The organism is Vibrio sp. TRT 2004, assembly GCF_050113735.1.
Lineage (GTDB): Bacteria > Pseudomonadota > Gammaproteobacteria > Enterobacterales > Vibrionaceae > Vibrio.
Genome location: NZ_JBNJOH010000103.1, coordinates 1 through 2,089, shown reverse-complemented (window position 1 = coordinate 2,089; position 2,089 = coordinate 1). Strand labels below are relative to the sequence as shown.

The window sequence follows — 2,089 nt, the reverse complement described above, 5'->3', positions numbered from 1 at the left end:
TACGCTGCTCAACTCTTAGCAAGTTAACAAAGAGAGTGGTTTTCGTTTACAAATTATCTACTCATGCGGTTACCCTGATGTCTGTCCTTTTCTGCAAACCTGTTTCGATAAGGCGTATGAATGGAATTTAACACATGAAAGGCGTCGTTGATCTTCAAGCTGATTTGATCAACAACGCCCTCTCAATCCATAGGCGTTTACGACATCTTTGCTGTACTCTGTCAATGCCGAAAAATAGATCCTAGGAGGGATCACTAATTTACCTTCCGACACCTCAGGTCTTGTGTTAAACATCTTATGAGTCAGATGCGAAAAGTTAACCTTGAAGGGCAGTAAGCCTTTTAAAGCGGGAAAAGAGTTTATTCCACCCGGCACCTGGAAGAGAAGACTCACCTCGTGGTGTCATCGAAGAACTAAAGAATTGGTATAAAGCAAAAGGAAAACAGTGCTTTAAGAATTGAAGACGGTGATATGAATGGGATACTTGATTGTATAGTTAAAGTTTTCGATATCCAATTGTGGAACTTCTATATCACTCATTGCTTTACCCTATTGGTGAAATGGCTAGAGACTATAGGTTAATCATTCACTGAAGCTGTACACAGATGAAAATGGCAAGCAACAAATCGTTGGTATAAAAACGGGCGAAGGAAGTGCATACGGTGATCGCGTGGCGAAGCGTGAGGCGGTGCAGCAAGGGCAACACTTTATTGCTGAGTTGGATAATGATATCACCATTACCTGGACACCTGACGGCTCAACGGATGTACTCACACCTGATACCGTCCTCCCCGAGAATGACCAAGTGGATGTTCACAATATCTTGGTTCACCCAATTGAAGAGTACGAGCAAGAAATTGGCACGGTTCTCTACCCAGAAGAAGATCTAGTCGAATATATTATCACCTTCCCTGTGGATGCTGGGTTGCCTCCTCTTTACCTGATGTTCCAAAAAACGGCGCGTGATGAGTCTGGGGTGGTAACTGGTACAGGTAAAGACGTTGAGTGGGTCGATGGTTATTGGCTTGGGGAAGCTGCGAATGTCGGTCAAGGGCAGTATATTCCAACAAAAATTGCAGATGCGCTAAGAGGAAAAGAGTTTAATAGGTTTGCTGATTTACAGACAGCTATTTGGAAAGAAGTTGCTAAGAATCCAGAGTTATTTAAGCAGTTTGATAAACGGAATAAAATTCAAATACAAAAAGGTAACGCTCCCATGTGTTTACCTGATTATCAAAAAGGTGGGAGGATTCGTTATGAAATTCACCATATCGATCAGATTCAACATGGTGGTGAAGTGTATCATATTGACAACCTAAGAATTAACACAGCAAAAAATCATATAAGGATTCATTCAAATGAAAAATAAATTACAAGATTATACAGAGTCAGAGTTTTTACAGTTGTTATTGGCATCTGAAGAACTTGATTTTAGTGATGATGATTTGGATGAACTGGTAAATTTTTTCAATGAAAAGATCAAACATCCCAAAGGCAGCGCTTTGTTAACCCATCCTACAATGCTGGGAATAGAAGATTCATCAGACGCAATTATTGGAGAGCTAAAACGTTGGTACAAAGAACAAGGAAGGCCGTGTTTTAAAGATTCAATGTAATGATTCGAAAGGGGGGGAAGGAGAACCGTGGCGATTCACAGGGGAACAGACGAAGGATGCAGAACCTTCACGAAAGGTAGAAAAGTAATGAAAGTTTTAGTTGAAGCGTTTGACAAAAAAAGTGAGCTTTTGGTATCGGAAATCGAAGTGCAAAGGTCATATGTTGATCAGGTCTCAAAAGTACTAGATTTAAGTGACGATGATCTCCGGTTTCTATTAGCTGGTGCTGGTGGATTTGATATCTCGATTGATCAAGTTAAGGCAATTGAGACAATAATTGGTGAGGGTTTTTATAGCGCCCAATGCGACTATCAACTTGGAACAAGTTAACTATGACTTAGCGTTTAAATGTAAACCACCGGTGTAAATATCGCTGCTGCTGGCACGCTTTTAGTATTGGGTATTGTAGGAGTTACCTCTGCGCCTGTGTTAGCAATTGCTTCAATTGGTGCTTTTGTTGCAGGCGGTGCGGT

Annotated in this window: 2 protein-coding genes and 2 pseudogenes; all 4 read left to right on the top strand. The window is 40.9% G+C overall.

Going from position 1 to position 2,089, the window contains the following annotated elements:
- Positions 1–401: 401 nt before the first annotated feature.
- A pseudogene (locus ACQEXR_RS19990) lies at positions 402–461 on the top strand (bacteriocin immunity protein); the annotation flags it as partial.
- 134 nt (positions 462–595) lie between these two features.
- Positions 596–1,369: pseudogene (locus tag ACQEXR_RS19985) on the top strand (S-type pyocin domain-containing protein); the annotation flags it as partial.
- On the top strand, positions 1,359–1,616 hold the full coding sequence (locus ACQEXR_RS19980) for a bacteriocin immunity protein (RefSeq protein WP_331418713.1): 258 nt from the start codon (positions 1,359–1,361) through the stop codon (positions 1,614–1,616). The pseudogene ACQEXR_RS19985 and the gene ACQEXR_RS19980, both read left to right, overlap by 11 nt.
- A 27-nt stretch (positions 1,617–1,643) precedes the next feature.
- Positions 1,644–1,946 carry a DUF7683 domain-containing protein gene (locus ACQEXR_RS19975; RefSeq protein ID WP_427021016.1) on the top strand — a complete coding sequence of 101 codons (303 nt, stop codon included), beginning with the start codon at positions 1,644–1,646 and terminating at the stop codon, positions 1,944–1,946.
- Positions 1,947–2,089: the final 143 nt, after the last annotated feature.